Origin of the sequence: Hydrogenophaga bisanensis (assembly GCF_042665135.1) — a bacterium.
Taxonomy (GTDB): Bacteria; Pseudomonadota; Gammaproteobacteria; order Burkholderiales; family Burkholderiaceae_C; genus Hydrogenophaga; species Hydrogenophaga bisanensis.
This window is the reverse complement of the sequence record NZ_JBHTBX010000007.1, coordinates 238,508-259,229: the sequence shown is the minus strand read 5'-3', so window position 1 is coordinate 259,229 and position 20,722 is coordinate 238,508. Positions and strand designations below refer to the sequence as shown.

General features: G+C 66.0%; 20 protein-coding genes. 14 read left to right on the top strand and 6 right to left on the bottom strand.

Features of this window, described 5'->3' with window-relative positions; all coding sequences use genetic code 11:
• Nucleotides 1-259: 259 nt before the first annotated feature.
• From gyrB to dnaA, 3 genes are all read right to left on the bottom strand, one after another.
• Nucleotides 260-2,893, bottom strand: a complete 2,634-nt coding sequence (gene gyrB, locus ACFQNJ_RS12565; RefSeq protein WP_382257865.1) for a DNA topoisomerase (ATP-hydrolyzing) subunit B — start codon at nucleotides 2,891-2,893, stop codon at nucleotides 260-262.
• Between the two features lie 83 nt (nucleotides 2,894-2,976).
• Entirely contained in the window at nucleotides 2,977-4,083 is a 1,107-nt protein-coding gene (gene dnaN, locus ACFQNJ_RS12560) for a DNA polymerase III subunit beta (RefSeq protein WP_374640403.1), read from the bottom strand.
• Nucleotides 4,084-4,171: 88 nt separating this feature from the next.
• Nucleotides 4,172-5,584, bottom strand: a complete 1,413-nt coding sequence (dnaA, locus tag ACFQNJ_RS12555; protein WP_382257861.1) for a chromosomal replication initiator protein DnaA — start codon at nucleotides 5,582-5,584, stop codon at nucleotides 4,172-4,174.
• A gap of 286 nt (nucleotides 5,585-5,870) precedes the next feature.
• On the opposite strand from dnaA, the gene ACFQNJ_RS12550 reads away from it, so the two are divergent.
• The 9 genes from ACFQNJ_RS12550 to ACFQNJ_RS12510 all read left to right on the top strand — a co-directional run bounded on the left by ACFQNJ_RS12550 (nucleotide 5,871) and on the right by ACFQNJ_RS12510 (nucleotide 13,252).
• Nucleotides 5,871-6,374, top strand: a complete 504-nt coding sequence (locus ACFQNJ_RS12550) for a hypothetical protein (RefSeq protein ID WP_382257858.1) — start codon at nucleotides 5,871-5,873, stop codon at nucleotides 6,372-6,374.
• A gap of 8 nt (nucleotides 6,375-6,382) precedes the next feature.
• Nucleotides 6,383-7,699: a dienelactone hydrolase family protein gene (locus tag ACFQNJ_RS12545; protein WP_382257855.1), complete on the top strand. Its 1,317-nt coding sequence runs from the start codon at nucleotides 6,383-6,385 to the stop codon at nucleotides 7,697-7,699.
• A 108-nt stretch (nucleotides 7,700-7,807) separates the two neighbouring features.
• A complete protein-coding gene (gene rpmH, locus ACFQNJ_RS12540; protein WP_374640433.1) occupies nucleotides 7,808-7,942 on the top strand; it encodes a 50S ribosomal protein L34 in 135 nt (44 codons plus the stop codon).
• Between the two features lie 75 nt (nucleotides 7,943-8,017).
• Nucleotides 8,018-8,452 carry a ribonuclease P protein component gene (locus tag ACFQNJ_RS12535; RefSeq protein ID WP_382257853.1) on the top strand — a complete coding sequence of 145 codons (435 nt, stop codon included), beginning with the start codon at nucleotides 8,018-8,020 and terminating at the stop codon, nucleotides 8,450-8,452.
• 1 nt (nucleotide 8,453) lies between these two features.
• The gene (gene yidD, locus ACFQNJ_RS12530; RefSeq protein ID WP_382257888.1) at nucleotides 8,454-8,726 is read left to right on the top strand and encodes a membrane protein insertion efficiency factor YidD; all 273 of its coding nucleotides are present in this window, start codon (nucleotides 8,454-8,456) and stop codon (nucleotides 8,724-8,726) included.
• The gene (yidC, locus tag ACFQNJ_RS12525) at nucleotides 8,723-10,411 is read left to right on the top strand and encodes a membrane protein insertase YidC (RefSeq protein ID WP_382257850.1); all 1,689 of its coding nucleotides are present in this window, start codon (nucleotides 8,723-8,725) and stop codon (nucleotides 10,409-10,411) included. The genes yidD and yidC overlap by 4 nt, the downstream gene beginning before the upstream one ends.
• A 72-nt stretch (nucleotides 10,412-10,483) precedes the next feature.
• The gene (gene mnmE / locus ACFQNJ_RS12520) at nucleotides 10,484-11,884 is read left to right on the top strand and encodes a tRNA uridine-5-carboxymethylaminomethyl(34) synthesis GTPase MnmE (RefSeq protein ID WP_382257847.1); all 1,401 of its coding nucleotides are present in this window, start codon (nucleotides 10,484-10,486) and stop codon (nucleotides 11,882-11,884) included.
• Nucleotides 11,885-11,990: 106 nt separating this feature from the next.
• A complete protein-coding gene (locus ACFQNJ_RS12515) occupies nucleotides 11,991-12,479 on the top strand; it encodes a Crp/Fnr family transcriptional regulator (RefSeq protein ID WP_382257844.1) in 489 nt (162 codons plus the stop codon).
• An 86-nt stretch (nucleotides 12,480-12,565) separates the two neighbouring features.
• A complete protein-coding gene (locus tag ACFQNJ_RS12510) occupies nucleotides 12,566-13,252 on the top strand; it encodes a hypothetical protein (RefSeq protein WP_382257841.1) in 687 nt (228 codons plus the stop codon).
• Nucleotides 13,253-13,256: 4 nt separating this feature from the next.
• Here the strand turns inward: ACFQNJ_RS12510 and ACFQNJ_RS12505 are convergent, their stop codons facing one another.
• The 3 genes from ACFQNJ_RS12505 to ACFQNJ_RS12495 all read right to left on the bottom strand — a co-directional run bounded on the left by ACFQNJ_RS12505 (nucleotide 13,257) and on the right by ACFQNJ_RS12495 (nucleotide 16,690).
• A complete protein-coding gene (locus ACFQNJ_RS12505) occupies nucleotides 13,257-13,802 on the bottom strand; it encodes an adenine phosphoribosyltransferase (RefSeq protein ID WP_374640417.1) in 546 nt (181 codons plus the stop codon).
• A gap of 33 nt (nucleotides 13,803-13,835) precedes the next feature.
• Nucleotides 13,836-14,801, bottom strand: coding sequence for an MBL fold metallo-hydrolase (locus tag ACFQNJ_RS12500; RefSeq protein ID WP_382257838.1), 966 nt, complete (start codon nucleotides 14,799-14,801; stop codon nucleotides 13,836-13,838).
• 122 nt (nucleotides 14,802-14,923) lie between these two features.
• Nucleotides 14,924-16,690: a cation:proton antiporter domain-containing protein gene (locus tag ACFQNJ_RS12495; RefSeq protein WP_382257835.1), complete on the bottom strand. Its 1,767-nt coding sequence runs from the start codon at nucleotides 16,688-16,690 to the stop codon at nucleotides 14,924-14,926.
• 42 nt (nucleotides 16,691-16,732) lie between these two features.
• Here ACFQNJ_RS12495 and ACFQNJ_RS12490 point away from each other — a divergent pair, with 42 nt between their 5' ends.
• Genes ACFQNJ_RS12490 through ACFQNJ_RS12470 form a run of 5 tightly spaced genes read left to right on the top strand, consistent with a single transcriptional unit; the run spans nucleotide 16,733 to nucleotide 20,722 of the window.
• A complete protein-coding gene (locus ACFQNJ_RS12490) occupies nucleotides 16,733-17,731 on the top strand; it encodes a KpsF/GutQ family sugar-phosphate isomerase (RefSeq protein WP_382257832.1) in 999 nt (332 codons plus the stop codon).
• Nucleotides 17,731-18,303, top strand: a complete 573-nt coding sequence (locus ACFQNJ_RS12485; RefSeq protein ID WP_382257829.1) for a KdsC family phosphatase — start codon at nucleotides 17,731-17,733, stop codon at nucleotides 18,301-18,303. Before ACFQNJ_RS12490 ends, ACFQNJ_RS12485 begins: the two co-directional genes overlap by 1 nt.
• The gene (lptC, locus tag ACFQNJ_RS12480) at nucleotides 18,300-18,920 is read left to right on the top strand and encodes an LPS export ABC transporter periplasmic protein LptC (protein WP_382257826.1); all 621 of its coding nucleotides are present in this window, start codon (nucleotides 18,300-18,302) and stop codon (nucleotides 18,918-18,920) included. Before ACFQNJ_RS12485 ends, lptC begins: the two co-directional genes overlap by 4 nt.
• A 5-nt stretch (nucleotides 18,921-18,925) precedes the next feature.
• A complete protein-coding gene (locus ACFQNJ_RS12475) occupies nucleotides 18,926-19,729 on the top strand; it encodes an SDR family oxidoreductase (RefSeq protein WP_382257823.1) in 804 nt (267 codons plus the stop codon).
• Nucleotides 19,730-19,765: 36 nt separating this feature from the next.
• Nucleotides 19,766-20,722: a sodium-dependent bicarbonate transport family permease gene (locus ACFQNJ_RS12470; protein ID WP_382257820.1), complete on the top strand. Its 957-nt coding sequence runs from the start codon at nucleotides 19,766-19,768 to the stop codon at nucleotides 20,720-20,722.

Here is a 20,722-nt window from a genome sequence, read left to right as displayed (position 1 = left end):
ACGCCGATTGGGGGCATCCCTCCGGCAGAAGCTGAGGCAAACTACTGGAGGCAATTCGCCAACAGCAACACCTCAACAGAGGTGTCAACTTAAATCAACCGGCCTCCTGGAAACCCGGGGCGGTTCAGTTGCCGGAGATGGTTGCCAGACTTCTACCTTGAGAGCAGAGTCAGCGAATCCCGGTGCGTTCATCTAGGGAAACACTGCCGTGGCACGAGACCCATGAGCTTCTCAGCTTATGGGTGGCTCCACAAAACGATTACACGTCGATATTGCCCGCCCGCAGCGCGTTGGTCTCGATGAAGTCGCGCCGCGGCTCCACCTCGTCGCCCATCAGCATCGTGAACACGCGGTCGGCTTCGATGGCGTCGTCGATCTGCACGCGCAGCAGGCGGCGCACGGCCGGGTCCATGGTGGTTTCCCACAGCTGCTCGGGGTTCATTTCACCCAGGCCCTTGTAGCGCTGGCGGCTGGTGGTGCGTTCGGCTTCGCTGATCAGCCACTGCATGGCCTGGCGGAAGTCGCTCACCTTCTCTTCCTTCTGCTTCTCGCCTTCGCCGCGCATGGCCTTGGCGCCTTCGCCCAGCAGGCCGCGGAAGGTGTCGGCCGCCGTGGCCAGGGCCGCGTAGTCGGCGCCGTGCACGAAGTCCTGCGTCAGGATGGAGCTCTTGACGTTGCCGTGGTGGCGGCGGCTGATGCGCAGGATGGGCTTGTCGGTGCGCACGTCGAACTCGCCGGCCACTTCGGGCGGCACGCCGGTGGTGCTCAGCTCGGCCAGCTTGGCCTGCATGGCCACGGCGCTGGCCTCGGCCTCTTCCACCGTGTCCAGCTTGACCACCACGCCATCGGCAATGGCGCGCAGGGCCTCGGCGTCCATGAAGTTGGACAGGCGCTCGATCACGCGCTCGGCCGCCTGGTGCTTGCGCGCCAGCTCGGCCAGGGTGTCGCCTTCCAGCACGGTGTTGGTGGCGCCACCGGTGCTCACCTTGGCGCCGTTCAGCGCGATGCGCAGCAGGTACTGGTCGAGTGCAGCGGCGTCCTTCAGGTACAACTCTTCCTTGCCGCTCTTGACCTTGTACAGCGGCGGCTGCGCAATGTAGATGTGGCCGCGCTCCACCAGCTCGGGCATCTGGCGGTAGAAGAAGGTCAGCAGCAGGGTACGGATGTGCGCGCCGTCCACGTCGGCGTCGGTCATGATGATGATGCGGTGGTAGCGCAGCTTGGACACATCGAAGTCGTCCTTGCCTGCTGCGCCGCCCTCGCCGCCTTCACCGCCGGCCTTGCCGATGCCGGTGCCCAGCGCGGTGATCAGCGTCAGGATTTCGTTGGAGGTCAGCAGCTTCTCGTAGCGCGCCTTCTCCACGTTCAGGATCTTGCCGCGCAGCGGCAGGATCGCCTGGAACTTGCGGTCGCGGCCCTGCTTGGCAGAACCACCGGCCGAGTCACCCTCGACGATGTAGATTTCGCACAGCGCGGGGTCCTTCTCCTGGCAGTCGGCCAGCTTGCCGGGCAGGCCCATACCGTCGAGCACGCCCTTGCGGCGCGTCATTTCGCGCGCCTTGCGGGCCGCTTCGCGGGCCTTGGCCGCTTCCACGATCTTGCCGCAGATGATCTTGGCGTCGTTGGGCTTTTCCTGCAGATAGTCGGTCAGCAGGCGGGCCACCACGTCTTCCACCGGGCCACGCACTTCCGAGCTGACCAGCTTGTCCTTGGTCTGGCTGGAGAACTTGGGCTCGGGCACCTTGACCGACAGCACGCAGCACAGGCCTTCGCGCATGTCATCGCCGGTCACTTCCACCTTGGCCTTCTTGGCCAGGTCGTTCTCTTCGATGTACTTGTTGATGACGCGGGTCATCGCGGCGCGCAGGCCGGTCAGGTGGGTGCCGCCGTCACGCTGCGGGATGTTGTTCGTGAAGCACAGCACCTGCTCGTTGTAGCCGCTGTTCCACTGCATGGCCACCTCGACACCGATGTTGGTGCCCTGGTCGCTCTGGCGGTCGCCGATGGCGTGGAAGCAGTTGGGGTGCAGGACCTGCTTGCCCTTGTTGATGAACTCCACAAAGCCCTTGACGCCACCGGCGCCCGAGAAGTCGTCTTCCTTGCCGGTGCGCTCGTCCTTCAGGCGGATGCGCACACCGTTGTTCAGGAAGCTCAGCTCGCGCAGGCGCTTGGACAGGATCTCGTAGTGGAAATCGTTGTTTTCCTTGAAGATCTCGGTGTCGGGCAGGAAGTGCACCTCGGTGCCGCGCTTCTCGGTCGGGCCGATCACCTTCATGGGCGAGACCTCGACGCCGTCGCGCATTTCGACGATGCGGTTCTGCACGAAGCCGCGCGCAAACTCGATCTGGTGCACCTGGCCTTCGCGGCGCACCGTCAGGCGCAACCACACCGACAGCGCGTTCACGCAGGACACGCCCACGCCGTGCAGACCGCCCGAGACCTTGTAGCTGTTCTGGTTGAACTTGCCGCCCGCGTGCAGTTCGGTCAGTGCGATCTCGGCCGCCGAGCGCTTGGGCTCGTGCTTGTCGTCCATCTTCACGCCGGTCGGGATGCCGCGGCCGTTGTCGGTCACGGAAATCGAGTTGTCGGTGTGGATGGTGACGACGATGTCGTCGCAGTGGCCGGCCAGGGCTTCGTCGATGGAGTTGTCCACCACCTCGAACACCAGGTGGTGCAGGCCGGTGCCGTCGGACGTGTCGCCGATGTACATGCCCGGGCGCTTGCGCACCGCCTCCAGGCCTTCCAGGATCTGGATCGCGCCTTCGCCATAGCCTTCGCTGGCGCCGGCCTGGTGGGCGTCGATCTTGGGCTGGAAGTTGGAGCTGTCGACCCCGGCTGCGCCGGTGTGGACGCCATCGGTTCCGGAATCGGCGGGCTTGTTGGCTTCGGACATGGTGGAAACTTCTCTCACTCAGTAAACGCCAAACCCGCGTGGCTCGCGGGTTTGGATGGTGTGGTTACCTGGGGCTTTGGCGCTCAGATTCGCATCGGCATGACGACGTACTTGAACGCGTGGTCGTCCGGGTTGGTGACCAGCGCCGAGCTGTTGCCGTCGGCCAGTTCGATGCGGACCATCTCCTGGCCCATGTTCTGCAGCGCATCGATCAGGTAGGTGACGTTGAAGCCGATTTCGATGGCGTCGCCGCCGTAGTCGATGTCCAGCTCGTCCACGGCCTCTTCCTGCTCGGCGTTGCTCGAGGCCACGCGCAGGGTGCCGGGCTCGACGTTCAGGCGCACGCCCTTGAACTTCTCGCTGGTCATGATGGCGGTGCGCTGCAGGCTGGCCAGCAGCGGCTGGCGGCCCAGCATCACGATGTTCTTGTGGTTCTTGGGGATGACGCGGTTGTAGTCGGGGAACTTGCCCTCGACCAGCTTGGTGACGAACTCCATGCCGTCAAAGCTGAACTTGGCCTGGTTCGACGCAAACTGCATCTCGATCGCGCCTTCCTTGTCCGACAGCAGGCGCTGCAGTTCCAGCACGGTCTTGCGCGGCAGGATCACTTCCTGCTTGGGCACTTCGACTTCCAGGTCGGCGCTGGCAAAGGCCAGGCGGTGGCCGTCGGTCGCCACCAGGCTGAGCTTCTTGCCCTCGGCCACGAACAGGATGCCGTTGAGGTAGTAACGGATGTCGTGCACGGCCATGGCAAACGACACCTGGCCCAGCAGGCTCTTGAGCGTTTTCTGCGGCACGCTGAAGGCGGGGCCGAAGCTGGCCGACTCCTGCACCAGCGGGAAGTCCTCGGCCGGCAGGCTCTGCAGTGTGAAGCGGCTCTTGCCGCCCTTGAGGATCAGCTTGCCGCCGCTGTTTTCCAGGCTCACGTTCTGGTCGCCCGGCATGGTGCGCAGGATGTCGATCAGCTTGCGCGCGCCCAGCGTGGTGGCAAAACTGCCCTCGTCGCCGCCCAGTTCGGCCGTCGTGCGGATCTGGATTTCCAGGTCGCTGGTGGTCAGCTGCACGGCGCCCCCGGTCTTGCGCAGGAGCACATTGGCCAGGATGGGCAGCGTGTGACGGCGCTCGACAATGCCGGCCACCGATTGCAGGGCCGCCAAAACCTTGTCCTGGGTCGACTTGAAAACGATCATGTTGCTCTTTCGCTCGATGGAATCAGAGGGCCGAAAACCAAATCACGCTATTTTCACCTAGTTGCAAGACAGTCACCCCGAGGGGTGTTCACCCCTTGAGCGTCTGCTCCAGCACGTGCAGCTGCTGGTTCAGTTCGCTGACCGTCTGCCGCTCGGCCGCGATCTTGCGCACCGCGTGCAGCACCGTGGTGTGGTCCCGTCCGCCGAACAGCTCGCCGATCTCGGGCAGGCTCTTCTGGGTCAGCTCCTTGGCCAGGAACATCGCGATCTGGCGCGGCCGCGCAATGCTGGCCGGGCGCTTCTTGCTGTACATGTCCGCGACCTTGATCTTGTAATAGTCGGCCACGGTCTTCTGGATGTTCTCCACGCTGATCTGCCGGTTCTGGATCGACAGCAGGTCCTTCAGGGCGTCGCGCGCCAGCTGGATGGAGATTTCCTTCTGGTTGAAGCGGCTGTAGGCCAGGATCTTGCGCAGTGCGCCTTCGAGCTCGCGCACGTTCGAGCGCACGTTCTTGGCCACGAAGAAGGCCACTTCCTCGGGCATCACGGCGTTCTCGGCCGCGGCCTTGTTGATCAGGATGGCCACGCGCATTTCCAGCTCGGGCGGCTCGATGGCCACCGTCAGGCCCGAGTCGAAGCGCGAAACCAAGCGCTCGTGGATGTCGGCCAGCCCCTTGGGGTAGGTGTCGCTGGTCAGCACAATGTGGCTCTTGCGGGCCAGCAGCGCCTCGAAGGCGTTGAAGAACTCTTCCTGCGTGCGTTCCTTGTTGGCAAAGAACTGCACGTCATCGATCAGCAGCAGGTCCAGCGAGTGGTAACGCTGCTTGAACTCATCGAAAGTCTTGCGCTGATAGGACTTGACCACATCCGAGACGAACTGCTCGGCATGGATGTAAAGAACCTTGGCCTGCGGCTTGTCGGCCAGCAGCTGGTTGCCGATGGCGTGCACCAGGTGTGTCTTGCCCAGGCCCACACCGCCGTAGATGAACAGCGGGTTGTACAGCTGTCCCAGACTGCCGGCCACGTGCATGGCCGCGGCGCGCGCCATGCGGTTGGCCGAACCTTCCACCAGGGTGGCAAAGGTCAGCGCCGGGTTCAGCCGGCTCCTGGGGCCGGAGGCCTGGGCGGGCTCCGCCGGCGCGGCCACATCGGGCAGCTCGGACAGCACTTGATCCTGCACCGTGCGGGCCATGGGCGTCGTGCGCACGGGGGCTTCGCGCGGAGCAAGCGCTAACTCCAGTGCCACGGCGCGGCCCATCAGGGACTCCAGCGTGGCGGTGATGCGGGCGGCGTACTGGGCACGTATCCAGTCCATCTTGAACCGGTTGGCCACCTGCAGCGTGACCTTGGAGGCGTCCTCGGCCACGGTCGCGGCCAGGGGGCGGATCCAGGTGTTGAACTGCTGTTCGGGAATCTCCTGCGCCAGGCGATCGACGCAGGCCGACCACAGCAGGCTGCTGTTGTCGTCGGAAGTGAAAACGGGGGAATCGCCCTCGGACATGCTGGCGGTCAATGGAATCGTTCTTGTGGACAAGTGGCTCGGGGCTGAGGAGGCATTGTAGTCCGGACGGCAAGTTATCCACATGGTGACGCCCCCCTTTACAAACCCCGGTGGAGGCGCTCCACCGCGCCGCTGCTGGCCCCGCGCCCGGTCGGTGGTACCGCCCGTTACACCTTCTTACCCAAAACCGGGGAGGTGGCGGCGCCACACAGACATGAGTACCAAGGTATTCGTCTATCCTCGCCGAATCCGGTCAGAAAGGCCGGGATTTCAGGGAGGACAAGCCATGACACTGAAGCAATCACTCACCCGCTGGCTGGCCATGCTCGGCCTGCTGCTGGCCCTGACGGCCTGTGCCAGCACGCCCCGGCTGGTGCCGCATGCGTTCAATTTTGAGGGCTGGAACGACGGCTGGGCCAAGCAGGTGGACCTGTTGGAGTTCAGCTATGGCGATCAGTACCGGGAGACCCAAGCCAAATCCCCGGATGGCAGAAGCGTGGGTTCTTCCGATGGCGTAAACGGTCCGATGCCGGTGGGTGAATTTTTGTATGTGAAGTGGCGCCTCAAAGCTTCTGGAGAAGTGCTGGAAGACCGGGTTGACCTGCGCCATCGCCTGCCTCGCGACATGACCGATCATGCGTTGACCTTCGTGATCGATGGACGACAGTTGTACGTGTATGTAGTCACCCCTCAGCTCGTCACGTCAAAGGACAAGGCGCCGCTGCTCAGGACCTGGCTGTCTCGCTACAAGCGGGCTTACGAGATCTATCCCACGTTGTCACCGCGCTGAGGTGGGCCATGGGAACATCCGTTGTCAGAGAGCTGACGGCCGAAGAACGTGCCCGCATGCCCGAGGCTCGCCAGGAAATGGAGCGCGCCGGCGCTGCAGCGTGCGCCACGAAGTTCACCTTCTTGGCCGCATTTGACGGCACGAATAACGACGAAAATAACCTGAAGCTGTCAGGTACGAAGTTGTCGACGAATGTCAGCCAGCTGCGCACGCAGGCACGCGTCGCCAATTCTGATTCCCTCAAGTCTGGTTACTACCCCGGCGTCGGTACTGGCGGGGATCAAGGTGGGTTGGTGAACGCCGCGGTGCTGCCCACGCCGGCCATCCAGGCGGCCGCCGAAAATGCGTACGGGGAGTTCCGCTTGGCGGCACTGGACCACCTCCGACAGAACCCCGACGCGACCACTGCCGACATCGGCGCGGCCACCACCGGCTTCAGCCGGGGCGGCGCCGCGGCCATCCGCTTTGCCCAGTTGGTGCATGAGCGCGGCCTGACCGACAGTGACGGCCAGGTGATTGCCCCACCGGGCAGCGTGCCCATCTCCGGCATGGCCCTGATCGATCCGGTGGCGCGCTTTGTGGATGCACCCATGCACATTCCGCCCAATGTGCGCGGGCCGGTGCTCTCCGTCATCGCCGACCACGAAACCCGCACCGACTTCCGCCCGCTCTACCATGTCGATGATCCTCGTGTCAGCCTGGTGCACCACCCGGGCAACCACGTGGGCAACGGCGGTGGCCACGACCCGCATGGCACCGCCGCCAGCGTGCTCGAAGGCGTGACCGGTTACTTCCAGCAGCGCGGCATCGCCATCGCGGACGTGCCCCCGGGACGCCGCCACGACCCGAACGCCCCCCAATTGCTGTACACCGAGGTCTGGCAGACCGCCCGTAACGGAGACGTGTTGGAGAACGAGGACGGCAGCAAGAACGCCGTCTGGCGCCACGACCCTCCCGCAGCGGGCCGCATCGGCGTCAAGCCCCAGGTGCCCCCCAGCCACGAAGCCTGGCTGGAGAAAGCCCGCCAGGAACTGGGCCCGCGCCTGCAGGCCGCCGGCTTCAGCCCCGAGATGTGCGAGCGCATCATCACCGGCTGCGTCTGCCAGGCCGCCGGCCACCACCCGGCGGGCACCGAGGCGCCGCGCTTCCTGCTGGGCAAGGACCAGCAGCGTCTGGGGGTGCTGCACCCGCCCGGGGTGCTGCAGGAGATGCTGCTGGATGAGGTGCTGCAGGACCACTCACCGACCGCCCCGGCAGTGCCCTCGCCAGAGAGAACCGCCACCCCGCTCCACCAGCCAGCGGACGCCCAGACCATGACCCGATGAGCCTGCCAAACGGCCGGACTTGCCCGAACGGGCCGTTTGCAGCGATAATTGCGGGTTTCCCTCATTTTCTAGCTGCCTGCTTGCCGCAGGCACCGTACTGCCATGGCAATGAAACGCACCTACCAGCCTTCTAAGATCAAGCGCGCCCGTACCCACGGCTTTCTCGTGCGCATGAAGACCCGCGGTGGCCGCGCCGTCATCAACGCTCGCCGCGCCAAGGGCCGCAAGCGTCTGTCGGTCTGAGTTCCGGCGCCTTGAACGCATGCCGGCCGGGTTGACGTCGTCCCTGAGCCAGCCGCTTCGGCCGCTGCGCGGGTGATGCAACGCATCCGGTCCCGGCAACAGTTCCAGGCCGTCATGGCGGGGGCCCCTGTGGCCAAGACCCCCCACTTCGCCCTGCATCGCGCGTTGCTCGATGGCCCCTCCGATGGCCATCCCCTGTTCCCGGTGAAAGACACCTGGATTGGTGTCCTGTTGCCCAAACGCTGGGCGAAACGGGCCGTCACGCGCAACGCCATCCGTCGCCAGATCTACGAAACAGCGCGCCTTCGGGCTGACGGTCTGCCCCAGGCAGCCCTGGTGGTTCGCCTGCGCTCGACGTTCAGCCGCCAGGAATTCTTCAGCGCGTCTTCCGATGCGCTCAAGCGCGCCGTGCGCGCCGAACTCGACCAGCTCTACAGCCAGCTGGCGCGCCGTGCTGCGCGTCCGGCGGTGGTCGCCCCTGTGGCGGAGGCCGTCCGTGCTGCTGTCTGACCTGCCGCGCCGCCTGCTGGTGGGCATCGTCAAGGGCTACCGCCTGGTCCTCAGCCCCTGGCTGGGTAATACTTGCCGTTTCGAGCCGACCTGCTCGGTCTATGCGATCGGTGCCCTGGAGCGCCATGGCGCGCTGGCCGGCAGTTACCTGACTTTGCGCCGGATCGCCCGCTGTCAGCCCTGGTGCCGGGGGGGCTGCGACCCGGTGCCCGACAAGATGCCTGGCCTGTTCACCCGCTTCACCCCCTCCGAAGAAAAGAAGATCTCCTCATGAATGACATCCGTCGTTCCATCCTCTGGGTGGTGTTTGGCTTCTCCCTGATCCTGATCTGGGACAAGTGGCAGATCCACAACGGCAAGCAGCCGACCTTCTTCCCGGCCAGCTTCGTCAACGAGCAGGCGCAGCAGGCACCCGCCGCCAAGGCCGCCGATGGCAGCCTGCCGTCGGCCACCACCGCGGCCGCTGCCGCGGGCAGCACCCCGTCCGAAGCGCCGGCGCCGGTGGCCCAGCGCCATGTGGTGAGCACCGACGTCTTCGAGCTGGTGTTCAACAGCGAAGGCGGTGCCCTGGTGGGTGCCACGCTGCTCAAGCACGCCAGCGGTGAGCTGGGCACGCCGCCCTTCGTGCTGCTGGACCAGAGCGAACGGCGCACCTACGTGGCCCAGACCGGCCTGATCGGTGGCACCTTCCCGACCCACAAGACACCGATGACCCTGGTGCCGGGTCCGGTGACCTTGGCCGACGGTCAGGACAGTCTGGTGGTGAAGTTCGAGTCGGCCGATGTGGGTGGCGTCAAGCTGCTCAAGACCTACACGCTGCACCGTGGCCGCTACGACATTGACGTGGCCCACGAAGTGGTCAACACCGGCACCCAGCCGGTGACCCCGCAGCTGTACCTGCAGCTGGTGCGTGACGGCGGCAAGGTGGAGACCGAGACCCCGTTCTATTCCACCTTCACCGGCCCGGCCATCTATACCGAGGCGCAGAAGTACCAGAAGGTGGAGTTCAAGGAAATCGACGAGAACAAGGCCTCTTTCGAGAAGACCTCGCCCAACGGCTACGTGGCGATGGTGCAGCACTACTTCACCACGGCCTGGCTGCTGGGTGAGGGTGTGCAGCGCGAGAACTTCGCCCGCAAGGTCGACACCAACCTGTACGCGGTCGGCAGCATCACCCCCCTGGCCGCCGTCGCACCGGGCCAGAGCCAGAAGGTCGAGTCCCGCCTGTACGTGGGTCCGCAGGAAGAAAAGGTCCTCGAGCGCCTGGCCCCCGGCCTGGAACTGGTCAAGGACTATGGCTGGCTGACGATCCTGGCCAAGCCGCTGTACTGGCTACTGGAGAAGATCTACGGCTTCGTGTCCAACTGGGGCTGGTCCATCGTGTTGCTGGTGGTGCTGATCAAGGCCGCGTTCTACTGGCTCAACGCCAGCGCCTACCGCAGCATGGCCAAGATGAAGGCGATCAACCCGCGCATCATGGAAATGCGCGAGCGCCTGAAGAACAACCCGCAGGCCATGCAGCAGGAGATGATGAAGATGTACCGGGAGGAGAAGGTCAACCCGCTGGGTGGCTGCTTCCCGATCCTGATCCAGATCCCCGTGTTCATCGCGCTGTACTGGGTGCTGCTGTCGTCGGTGGAAATGCGCAACGCGCCCTGGATCGGCTGGATCACCGACCTGTCCACGCCGGACCCCTGGTTCGTGCTGCCGGCCGTGATGACCCTGACCACCATCATCCAGACCGCGCTCAACCCGCTGCCGCCCGATCCGATCCAGGCCAAGATGATGTGGCTGATGCCGCTGGTGTTCTCGGTGATGTTCTTCTTCTTCCCGGCCGGCCTGGTGCTGTACTGGATCACGAACAACATTCTGACCATCGTGCAGCAGGCCCACATCAACCACCGGATGGGCGTGCCGCTGAAGGTCACCCTGCCTTTCGAGCTGTTCAAGAAGAAGTGATCCTGCGGGACACTTGACCCGAGGGGGCCTGCGCTGCGGGCCCTTTCTTTTTTACGCGTATGCTTTTGTTCCATGCTGGCTGCCTCACGTGATCCCATCGTCGCCATCGCCACGGCACCCGGCCGCGGCGCCGTGGGCATCGTGCGGGTCTCGGGGCGCGGACTGGCAACCTTCGTGAAGGCCTTGCTGGGCCGTGATCTGCGCCCGCGTGAGGCGACCTATCTGCCCTTTCCCGACGAGGGTGGCGGCCCGATCGACCATGGGCTGGCGCTGTGGTTTCCCGGTCCGAACTCGTACACCGGCGAGGATGTGCTCGAGTTGCAGGGGCATGGCGGTCCGGTGGTGCTGCAGCTGCTGGTGGCCCGGTGCCTGGCGGTGGCGCGCGAGCACCTGCCGGGTCTGCGCCCCGCGCGGGCCGGCGAGTTCACCGAGCGGGCCTTCCTGAACGACAAGCTGGACTTGGCCCAGGCAGAGGCGGTGGCCGACCTGATCGATGCCAGTACAGAAGCGGCGGCGCGCAGCGCCAGCCGTTCGCTGGCCGGGGCCTTCTCCGACCGCATCCATGCCTTGCGGGACGCACTCATTCACCTGCGCATGCTGGTGGAGGCGACGCTGGACTTCCCGGAAGAGGAAATCGACTTTCTGCAGAAAGCCGACGCCGCCGGCCAGCTCTTACGGCTGCGGGATGCCCTGCGGGCGGTGCTGGCCGAGGCACGCCAGGGCGCCCTGCTGCGCGAGGGCCTGAAGGTGGTGATTGCCGGGCAGCCCAATGCCGGCAAGAGTTCATTGCTGAATGCGCTGGCGGGGGCTGAACTGGCCATCGTGACACCGATCGCGGGGACCACCCGCGATGTGGTCCAGCAGACCATTCAGATCGAGGGTGTCCCCCTGCATGTGGTGGACACCGCCGGTCTGCGCGACAGCCCGGATGTGGACGAGGTCGAGAAGATCGGCATCCAGCGGGCCTGGGGCCAGATCGGAAAGGCCGACGCCGTGCTGTTCCTGCACGACCTGTCCCGTTGCGATCAGGCCACCTATCAGGCGGACGATGTCGCCATTGCGGCGGGACTGCCCGAGGGCCTGACGGTGGTGCATGTCTGGAACAAGCTGGACCAGTGCAGCGAGGGGGCCCGCCCCCTGCTGGAGGCGGCCAGAGCACGCGGCGAGCTGACCATCTCGGCGAAGCACGGAGATGGCCTGGAAGCGCTGCGCCAGCGTCTGCTGCAGATTGCCGGCTGGGAGCACGCAGCCGAGGGCCTGTTCATGGCCCGCGAACGCCACCTGCAGGCCTTGCACCGGGTGGGTGAGCATCTGGCACAGGCGGATGGCTGGCTGGCCGCGCAGGCCGAACATCTGGATCTGCTGGCCGAAGAACTGAGGCTGGCCCAGCAGGCACTGGGCGAAATCACCGGCGAGTTCAGCGCCGACGATCTCCTGGGCGAGATTTTTTCGCGCTTTTGCATCGGCAAGTGACAGTGGCAGACCGTCCGGCGGCAGCGATCAACCGCCCGTAGCGGATTTGTAAGCACCCGTAATTCCGCCCTTGCCGCTCAGGCGCAGGCCGTTTAATGTAGGCCTTATGTCTGCTCCCACGGTGTCCGTTCGGTTCAATATCCAGGATCTGGCCCAGGCCATGGCCCACAGCCATGCGCTGGATGCCTTGCCGCTGAACCTGAACGCCGAACAGTGGAAGGTTCTTGCCGACTTCCTGCAGCCCTTGCAGTTGCAGGAGGGGCAGAAGCTGATGGAGCAGGGCATCAAGGATCGGACCGTCTATTTTGTGGAAAGTGGTACCCTGACCGTGCATTACGAGGATGCGAAGGAACGCATCCGCCTGGCCATGGTGGGACCCGGGTCGGTGCTCGGTGAAGGTGCGTTCTACAGCCACCTGCCCCGCAGCGCGACCGTCACCGCCACCAATGTCTGCCGGCTCTGGTGCCTGACCCCCTTGCGTTACCGGGAGCTGGCGTCCCGCCATCCGGATGTCGCACTGGAGCTGACCATGGCGATGTCGGCGGTGCTGGCACGCCGCCTGTATAACCGACCCAAACGAGTTGCTGTCACCTGAGGATCCTGCCCGGGCACCGAAAGGACCCGGGTGTTCATCATTCCCTGATCTGGACGTCGCGGGTGAGTACCGCGCACACTAGCAACATGTCTATCCTGACCTGGATCCGCTCGCGCAACAAGGCGGGCAACAACCGAGCCGGTGCCGCAGGCAAAGGCCGTCGCGGCTTTTCGCAGACCACCCTGCCCCTGATCTCACCCCGACGCGGTCGCCGCATCCTGCGCCGCGAACAGCTGTTCGCGATCGTGCGGGAATCCATGATCCGCGGGGGCGTGCTGTCCACCAGCTACGAGTTCAAGGTGCTGGCGCTGGATGCGAACGCCGACAGCTTTCTGGTCCTGATCGAACTGGCCCTGCCCGCCGACGTGGTGCCGGATGAGTACCTGCTGGAGATCGAACGCTGGATCCAGATGAGTGCCCGTTCCCGACTGACGATGGATGTCCCGTCGGTCTACTGGCGTCGCAAGCCCGCGCCCGACCAGAAAGGCATGGCGCTGAAGGCTTCTGTCGCGGCGCAAACCCGGCGGGAAGCGCAGATGTCCTCTGAGCCGGCCACAGCCATTCCTTCGCCGCGCCAGGGTCTGTCCGTGGGTCGGCCACAATCGGTCAGTGCCGAAGAGGTGGCGGCCTTCCGCGAGGCGCTGGAGCGACCAGCCCAGCCGGTTCGCAAGGTGGGTAGCCAGGCCAGCGGCGACGTGCCGGTGCCCGGTCCGGAACCCGAGATGCACAGCGACTTTGCCGCACTGAGCGAAACGCAGTACGGCAAGCTGTGATCGATCAGTGACCCTCGAAATCCACGAGGGTGAACAGCTTCAGGCCTGAGGCGCGCAGCTTGTCGGACCCGCCCAGCTCGGGCAGATCCACAATGGCCGCGCCTTCCATCACTTCGGCTCCCAGTTTTTCCAGCAGGCGCCGGCCGGCCATCATGGTGCCGCCGGTGGCGATCAGGTCATCGATCAGCAGGACCCGGTCGCCCGCCTTGACGGCATCGGTGTGCAGTTCGACGGTGGCGCTGCCGTACTCCAACTCGTAGGTTTCTTCCACGGTGGTGAAGGGCAGCTTGCCCTTCTTGCGGATGGGCACGAAGCCCACTCCCAACTCGTAAGCCAGGACCGAACCGATGATGAAGCCGCGGGCATCGAGCCCCGCCACCACCGTCGGCCGCAGGGCCGGGTCCATGTAGCGGTGCACGAAGGTGTCAATCAGCACCCGGAAGACCTTGGGGTCCTGCAGCAAGGGTGTGATGTCCCTGAACTGGACACCGGGGGCGGGCCAGTCGGGGACGGTGCGGATGTGAGACTTGAGGTAGGCAGAGGTGTCCATCTGCAAATTATGACGACACCCCTGCTTTGCGGGTCAGGCGACCGGCTTGAACTGGTAGCCGCTGCCTGCAGTCTCCAGCGACCCAATGGCCGGGAACGGGAAGTGGAACCCGCCAGCCATGGTCTTGTCCTTGACCAGCATGTCGAAAATGCGACGGCGGGTCTGGCGCGCCATCTCGGCGTCCATGTCGAAGGCCACGGCCCAGTCGGGGCTGCGCGCGAACAGGGACGGCACGTTGGTGACGTCGGCCACATAGACGAACTGCTGGCCTTCGCTGCTGACGCGCACCATGCTCATGCCCGGCGTGTGGCCGAAGGCGGCTTCCGAGCGGATGCCCGGTGCCAGCTCGGCCCCCGGTTCGAACTTGACGAGCTGTTCGGCCGGCAGGCCGCCGATGACGCGTCGCGCATTCTCGAACGCCCCCTTGGCCGCCGGCGGTGCGGCGTTCATCTTGGCGTCGTCGAACCAGAAGGCGTGCTCGGGCGCGGGCACGTGCACCTTGGCCTTGGGGAAGCTCAGCGATCCATCCTTCTTGCGCAGGCCGTTGATGTGGTCGCCGTGGAAGTGGCTGATGATGACGTGGTCGATGTCCTCGGGCTTGAAGCCGGCGGCGGCCAGGTTGGCCGTCAGGCGCCCGGTGGTCGGCGGGCCGTTGTCGGCAAAGCCGGTGTCGATCAGGAACTTGCCGGCCGGTGCCACCACCAGGAAGGGGGTGAAGGGGATGTCCACGTAGTCGGTGGGCAGGTTCTGCGAGGCCAGCAGGGCCTTGACCTGTTCCAGCGGCGCGTTGCGCACGAACTCCTCACCCAGTGGGCGGCGCAGGGCGCCATCGTTGAGGGCAATGATTTCCATGGCACCGAGCTTCATCCGTTTGAAGCCCGTGGCGGGAAGGGTGGGGGCGCCGAAGTTGGGGGCGGCGTTCTGTGACCACACCGAGGTGAAGGTCAGGGTGGCAGCACCGGCCATGCCGGCGCCCAGAAAGGCACGACGATCGATCATCACGGGTCTCCTGTGCTTGTGGGGGTGGAAAACCGCATTAAAGACCCATTGGTTCAAAACGTGAACTGACTGGTCGCAAAAAACCCCAGCTGTAGCCCGGGTTTGTGGTCTGCCAGGCCGTGTCAGCCCATCAGCAGGCGCTCCTCCGCCAGCGCCAGGTCAGGTGCCTTGCCGCCGATGACCAGGGTGTCGCCCCCGTGCAGCACGGTCTCTGGGGCAGGGGCTTCGTTGCGGCCTGTGGCCCGGCGAAGGCTCACCACCCGCACGCCCAGACCTTCCAGGGCCAGGGTCTGCAGGGAAAGACCGACCGAGCGGCCGCCCGTCGGCACCGTGACCGTGTCCAGGCGCTCATGGTCGATCTCGTCCGCGTGGTCGTCATCGGCGCCGTGGAAGTAGCCGCGCAGCAGGTTGTAGCGGGCGTCCCGCTGGTCCTGCACCACGCGGATCACCCGGCGCATGGGCACCCCCACCAGCGCCAGGGCATGGCTGGCCAGCATCAGGCTCGCCTCGATCGCTTCGGGCACCACCTCGGTCGCACCCGCGGTGCGCAGCTTGTCCAGGTCGGCGTCATCGACCGTGCGCACCACCACCGGCACCTGGGGGGCATGCTCGTGGGCGTGGTGCAGCACCTTCAGGGCGCTGGGGGTGTCCAGGTAGGTCACGACCAGCGCACTGGCCCGGTGCAGGCCGGCCGCCATCAGCGCCTGCAGCCTGGCGGCATCGCCGAAGACCACCGAGTGCCCGGCGGCGGCGGCCTGGCGCACACGGTCGGGATCCAGATCCAGCGCCATGTAGGGTATGCCCTCGCGTTCCAGCAGGCGGGCCAGGTTCTGGCCGCAGCGTCCATAGCCGCAGATGATGACGTGCTTGTCGGTGTTGATCGCCTTGCGGGCGATGGTCGTCATCTGCACCGACTGCATCAGCCAGTCGCTGCCCACCACGCGCGTGACGATGTCGTTGGTGTACATGATGACGAACGGCGTGGCCATCATGGACAGCACCATCGACGCCAGAATCGGGTTGAAGAGCTGGGGCGGCACGAGCTGGTGCTGGCCCGCCAGCGACAGCAGGACCAGACCGAACTCGCCGGCCTGCCCCAGGTACAGACCGGTGCGCAAGGCGACGCCCATGGGGGCTCCGAAGGCCCGGGCGAGCAGGGTGATCAGGCCCAGCTTGAAGCCGATCGAAAGGGTGAACAGCAGCAGCACCAGTGGCCAGCGCTCGAACAGGATTCGCCAGTCCAGCATCATGCCGATGGTGATGAAGAACAGGCCCAGCAGCACGTCGTGGAACGGCCGGATGTCGGTCTCCACCTGGTGCTTGTACTCGGTCTCGGCAATCAGCATGCCGGCCACGAAGGCGCCCAGGGCGGGGATGAGCACCAGCAGCGGCACCACGGCCAGGTCCTGGAACAGCAGGATGCCCACCACGCGCTTGCCGTGTTCGGATTCCAGTTCGAGGCGCTCGGCCATCAGCTTGATGACGATGGCGGTGCTGCTCATGGCCATGACGCCGCCCAGGGCCACGGCGATCTGCCAGGAGACATTCCACCAGCGTGGCAGCGCCAGACCCAGCAGCAGCGAGGCAGCGGTGGTGATCAGCACCGTCAGCACCACCTGCGAGAACCCCAGGCCGAAGACGTGGCGCTTCATGGCGCGCAGTTTGGGCAGACTGAATTCCAGGCCGATGACGAACATCAGGAACACGACACCGAACTCGGCCAGGTAGCGCAGGCCCTGCGAGTTCTGCGCCAGCGCCAGCGCGTTGGGACCGATGAGCACACCCACCGCCAGATAACCCAGCATGGGCGGCAGCTTGAGCATGCGGCAGCCGACCACGCCCAGCACGGCAGCCAGCAGGTAGAGCAGCGTCAGGTCCAAGGCATTCATGGTCGCCTGATTATCCTTGCCCGCCGGCGCGATAATTGACCGATGAACCTGCCTTCCACGTTTGATCCGCTGCGCGCCCAGGCCATGGCCCGGGAGACGCTGGCGATCGAGGCCAGTGCCGTTTCGGCGCTGGCCCAGCGCTTGGACGACCGTTTTTCCGAAGCGGTCGCCCTGGTGCTGCGCAGCCGAGGTCGTGTCGTGGTCACCGGCATGGGCAAGAGCGGTCATGTCGGGCGCAAGATCGCGGCCACACTGGCATCCACCGGTACCCCCTCGATGTTCGTGCACCCGGCCGAGGCCAGCCATGGTGACCTGGGCATGATCACATCGGACGATGTGGTGCTGGGCATCAGCAACAGCGGTGAGAGTGAAGAACTGACCGCCATCCTGCCGCTGATCAAGCGCATGGGCGTGCCCTTGCTGGCCATGACCGGCCGGGCGCAGTCCTCGCTGGCGCGGCACGCCGATGTGGTGCTCGACACCGCCGTGGACAAGGAGGCCTGTCCGCACAACCTGGCGCCCACCGCCAGCACCACCGCCCAGCTGGCCATGGGCGACGCGCTGGCCGTGGCCCTGCTGGACGCCCGGGGGTTCCGGGCCGATGACTTCGCACGTTCCCACCCGGGCGGCGCCCTGGGCCGCAAGCTGCTCACCCATGTGGCCGATGTGATGCGCTCCGGCGACGACCTGCCCCGGACGGCCCCCGACGCCGGCCTGATGGACCTGATGCGGGAGATCAGCGCCAAGGGTCTGGGCATGAGCGCCATCGTCGATGCCGACAACCGGGTTCTGGGGGTGTTCACCGACGGTGACCTGCGCCGGCTGATCGAGCGCACCGGCAGCGGAACCGACCTGCGCTCCCTGACCGCGCGAGATGTGATGCACCCCCATCCCCGCACCATTGGCGCGGACGCCCTGGCGGTGGAGGCCGCAGACCTGATGGAGGCCCACCGGGTGACCAGCGTGCTGGTGGTGGATGGAACCGGACGCCTGGTGGGCGCTCTGAACAGCAACGATCTGATGAGAGCCAAGGTGATCTGATGACATCCACCAGCGCGTTGCCGGTGTTGCGGCCTGTGCAGAATTTCGATCCCGTCACCCTGTTGCGTGCGCAGGCGGTTCGGGTCGTGTTCTTCGACGTGGACGGTGTGCTCACCGACGGGGGCCTGTATTTCACGGAAGCGGGTGAAACGCTCAAGCGGTTTCACACGCTCGACGGTCACGGCATCAAGCTGCTGCAGCGTGCCGGCATCACGCCGGCGGTGGTCAGTGGCCGCGATTCGCTGGCCCTGCGCACGCGCCTGACGGCGCTGGGGGTCACCCACACGCGTTTTGGCACCGAGGACAAGCGGCCCGCCGCCGAAGCCATCCTGGCCGAACTGGGGCTGGACTGGTCTGCGGCGGCGGCCATGGGCGACGACTGGCCAGACCTGCCGATGCTGCGCCGTGCAGCCCTGGTGTGCGTGCCGCCCACGGCCCACCCCGAGGTGCTGGCGCTGGCCCACCATGTGACGCAACGACAGCCCGGCGCCGGCGCCGTGCGCGAATGCTGCGACCTGTTGCTGACGGCGCGCGGGGTCTACGCCCAGGTGCTGGAGGAGGCCAGCCGATGAATCTGCTGCGGCGCTGGTACGACCAGCTTTCCCGACTGTCGATCTATCTGCCGGTGGCCTTGATGGGCTTGCTGGTGCTGGCCAGCTACTGGCTGCTGCGCCTGACGCCACCGCCAGCAGAACCGGAGCCCGAGAGACCCGTCAGCGAGAAGCCCGATTTCTTCATGCGGGGCTTCACCGTCAAGTCCTTTGACGAGCAAGGACAGCTCAAGTCCGAGGTCAGGGGAACGGAAGCAAGGCACCATCCGCACAACGACACGCTGGTCATCGACAATGCCCGAGTCCGGGCGGTTTCCGAGGAGGGGCTGACCAGCACGGCCCGCTCCGACGTGCTGACCAGCAACGCCGAAGGCACCGACATGCTGCTCGAAGGCGAGGCGCAAGTAGTGCGGCAGGCGGGACGTGGTGCCGACGGCAAGCCGACCCCACGGCTGGAATTCCATGGCCCGGTGCTGCGGGTGCGTACCGACCCGGAGCGCATCACCTCGGACCAGCCCGTGTTGCTCATCCGGGGCAACGATCAGGTCAAAGGAGACAACCTGGACTACAGCGGCGGCGACAGCCGGGTGGCGGACATCAAAGGTCGCGTCAACGCCACCATGGCGCCGCGCCCCTGAGCGCCATGACGCCAGCCCAGCCACCTCTGGTGTTCATCACCGGTGCATCCAGCGGCATCGGTCAGGCGCTGGCCGAGCGTTACGCCCGGGCTGGCTGGCGGCTGGCCCTGGTGGCCCGCCGCACGGGTGAAGTCCAGGCTTGGGCCGCCCGCCTCGGCTTGGCGCCGACGTCCTGGCGGGTGTATGCGGCCGACGTCTCGGATATCGACAGCATCGTGTCGGCCGGGCAGTCCTGCCTGGCGGAGCAAGGCTTGCCCGATGTGGTGATTGCCAACGCCGGGATCAGCGTGGGCATGGACACGGCCGAACGCGGCGATCTGGATGTGATGGCCAACACCTTTGCCACCAACAACACCGGTATGGCCGCCACCTTCCACCCCTTCGTGGCCGCCATGCGCGCGCGGGGCAGCGGCGGATTGGTGGGGGTCGCCAGTGTGGCGGCCATACGCGGTCTGCCGGGTCACGGCGCCTACTGCGCCAGCAAGGCGGCGGTGGTGGCCTATTGCGAAAGCCTTCGCGGCGAGCTGCGCGCCTCGGGGGTTCGGGTGGTGACGCTGGTGCCAGGCTACATCGATACCCCGTTGACGCGCGAGAACCGCTACCGGATGCCATTCCTGATGGCGCCCGAAGCCTTCGCCGACCGTGCTTTCCGGGCCATCGATGCGGGCGACAGCTACCGGGTGATTCCCTGGCAGATGGGGGTGGTGGCCAAGCTGCTGCGCCTGCTGCCCAATGCCTGGTTTGATCGCCTCCTGCAGGGCCGGCCGCGCAAGCACCGGCGGGGTGAGGGTCGCAGCGCCGGGACATGACCCTTGGCTGGCATCTTCGGGGACAATGCGGGCGCCATGATTGATGTCGTCGTCCTGTTCTTCCTGCTGGGTGTCTTCGCCCGCCTCGTCAAGAGCGACCTGCGCCTGCCCGAGGCCCTGTACGAGACCCTGTCGATCTATCTGCTGCTGGCCATCGGCCTGAAGGGCGGGATCGAGCTGAGCAAACAGCCCATGCTGGCCCTGCTGCCTCAGATGCTGGCCTGCATGGCCCTGGGATTTGCCATTCCGCTGGTGCTCACGCCGGTGCTGCGTCTGTTGGGACTCTCGCGGGTGGATGCGGCGGCCATGGCCGCCCACTATGGCTCGGTCAGCGTGGTGACCTTCGCCGTGGCCAGCGCCTACCTGGCGGCGCAGGGCGTGTCTGCCGAACCGCACGCCGCCTTGTGGGTGGCCATCATGGAGGCGCCGGGCATCGTGGCCGGCATTTTGCTGGCGCGCCTGGGGGCGCGAGGTGCCGATGGTCAGGCCCAGCGCGTCAACTGGGGTGAACTGGCTCACGACGTGTTCTTCGGCAAGTCGGTGCTGCTGCTGGCCGGTGGTCTGGTCATCGGTGCGGTCATGGGCGAAGCCGGGACCGCGCCGATCGCGCCCGTTTTCATGGCTCCGTTCAAGGGTGTGCTGGCGCTGTTCCTGCTGGAACTGGGGCTGGTGGCGGGGGGGCGCCTGGGTGAGTTGCGTCGCTATGGCCTGCGGATCGTCGTCTTTGCCTTGGTGACACCGCCGGTGCTTGCTTTGGGTGGCGCGCTGACCGGACTGGCGCTGGGGCTGTCCACCGGCGGCATGGCCATCCTGGCGACCCTGGCGGCCAGTGCGAGCTACATCGCAGCCCCCACGGCCATGCGCATGGCCGTACCTGAAGCCAACGCCGCCCTGTCGATCACGGCGGCCCTGGGCATCACCTTTCCGTTCAACATTGTGCTGGGCGTGCCGCTGTACCTGCAGATGGCGCGCTGGCTGAACCCCGGAGCCTGA